At 72.2% G+C, this 1,842-nt stretch carries 3 protein-coding genes and 1 pseudogene; 1 reads left to right on the top strand and 3 read right to left on the bottom strand.

Annotation, left to right across the window (positions count from 1 at the left end):
• Together ACWEN3_RS46075 and ACWEN3_RS46070 are read right to left on the bottom strand one after the other, a co-directional pair.
• Positions 1-95 (bottom strand): PAS domain-containing protein (locus tag ACWEN3_RS46075; RefSeq protein WP_452984364.1); only part of this gene is annotated, 95 nt, incomplete at its 3' end.
• A gap of 3 nt (positions 96-98) precedes the next feature.
• The gene (locus ACWEN3_RS46070) at positions 99-743 is read right to left on the bottom strand and encodes a TetR/AcrR family transcriptional regulator C-terminal ligand-binding domain-containing protein (RefSeq protein ID WP_452984362.1); all 645 of its coding nucleotides are present in this window, start codon (positions 741-743) and stop codon (positions 99-101) included.
• Positions 744-981: 238 nt separating this feature from the next.
• On the opposite strand from ACWEN3_RS46070, the gene ACWEN3_RS46065 reads away from it, so the two are divergent.
• Complete coding sequence (locus tag ACWEN3_RS46065; protein ID WP_452984360.1) at positions 982-1,746, top strand: phosphatase PAP2 family protein; 765 nt, start codon at positions 982-984, stop codon at positions 1,744-1,746.
• On the opposite strand, the pseudogene ACWEN3_RS46060 reads toward ACWEN3_RS46065, so the two are convergent.
• A pseudogene (locus ACWEN3_RS46060) lies at positions 1,739-1,842 on the bottom strand (HAD family acid phosphatase); the annotation flags it as partial. The gene ACWEN3_RS46065 and the pseudogene ACWEN3_RS46060 sit on opposite strands and share 8 nt — an antisense overlap.

Below are 1,842 nucleotides of genomic sequence, written 5' to 3'. Positions count from 1 at the left end.
CCGCGCCGGCCCACCGCCTCGGCGGCGGTCCAGCCGAGGATCCGCTCGGCCTCCCGGTTCCAGTGCGTGACCACGGTGCGGCGCGTGCAGGTCACCGTTCAGTCATCCCGTGAACGGCGGCCTGGGTCCTGGTCGAGTCCGAGCGCGGGCAGCACGGCGGCCTCCACGAACCGGACGAGGTAGTCGGAGTCGGCGTACTGGCCGCTGAGCACCGGCCGGACGCGCAGGACGCCGAACATCATGGCGGGCACGTACTCCAGCGCCGGATGGTCCGCGCGGACCTCCCCGCGGGCCACGCCCCGGGCGAGCATGTCCTGCAGCGCGGCGATCTCCGGATGCACGAGCGCCTCGCGCAGCGCCTGGGCCAGCTCGTGGTCGGCCGTCACCGCGGGCCCGAGCGCCTGGAGCAGCCTGGTGTCCTTGCCGGACCAGTCGCCGGCGGCCCGGGCGGCCTGGCGCAGGTCCTCCGCGAGCGATCCGGTGTCGACGCCGGCGAAGCGCACCCGCCGGCTGGCCCGCAGCGCGGCGGCGACGAACTGGGGCTTGGTCTTCCACTGCCGGTAGAGAGTGGACTTGCTGCAGCGGGTGCTGGCGGCGACGCCCTCCATGGTGACGGACTCGTAGCCGCACTCGCGGATCTGCTCCAGCACGGCGTCGAAGAACTCCCGCTCACGCTCCGGCGTGATCTTGGAGCGGCGCGAGGCGACGACCGACTCCGGACCGTCCGCGGCCTGCGACGTCATGTGGCGCTTCCTCTCCTCGTGTCCGGCCGGGTCGCGGCCCACTACAACACCGCTCGAGCGGGGCCGGCGACCCTTTTCCCAGTGTGTCGCACATCAATCGATACGCCAGTGTACCGGTACTCGACCGTATCGGTACACTGGCGTATCGGTACGGCAACGTATCGATGGGTTCCGGGCCAGGGCCGGGGACCCCGACCGCACCACCACACGCACCACCGTCAGCGAAGGGGCCGGGGGAATGACTGCCCGAACCGAGCCTGCCGAGGCAGAAGCGGAGCCGGACGCAACCGCGCGCCCGGCGCTCATACGTGAGTTTCTGCTGGTCGCGGGGCTCTTCCTGGTCTACAAGCTGGGTCGGCAGCTGGCCACCGGCCACACCGCGGACGCCTACCGCAACGCCCACCGCGTCTGGCACCTCGAGCGGGCGCTGCACCTCCCCCACGAGACCGCCGTGCAGTCCGCGCTGCTGCACGGCGGCGCCCTGGTCCACCTGGCGAACACCTACTACGCCCTCGTCCACTTCCCGGCCACGCTCGCCTTCCTGGTCTGGCTCTACCTCAGGCGGCCCGCGCACTACGTCTGGGCCCGCCGGGTGCTCGCCGTCGTCACCCTGGCCGCCCTGGTGCTGCCCTTCACGTTTCCGCTGGCCCCGCCGCGCATGCTGACCGGGACCGGCCTGGTGGACACCGCCCGGGTCTACGGCCCGGACGTGTACGGCCCGCCGTCCAGCGACCATCTGTCCAACCAGTTCGCCGCGATGCCCTCCCTGCACTTCGGCTGGGCGCTGATGGTGGCGATCGGCCTGATCGCGGCCACCCGGTCCCGGTGGCGCCCGCTGTGGCTGCTGCACCCGCTGGTCACCCTGCTGGTGATCGTGGGCACGGCCAACCACTACTGGCTCGACGCGGTCGTGGCGGCGGCCATGCTGGGCGTCGTCCTCGCGGTCGTCCACCCGCCGCACCGGACCGCCACCACGGCGGACCGCGGCTCCGGCCGGCGGTGATGAAGAAGAGCGAGACGCCGTGCTCCTGGGCGTACTTGGCGACGTTCAGCACCGGCTTGTTGGCCGGCTGGGGGTAGTGGAAGCCGAAGTCGGTCT

The sequence above is a fragment of the Streptomyces sp. NPDC004561 genome, from assembly GCF_053602155.1.
Note: the sequence above shows the minus strand (reverse complement) of the source record. Positions and strands in the feature narration are given on the sequence as shown.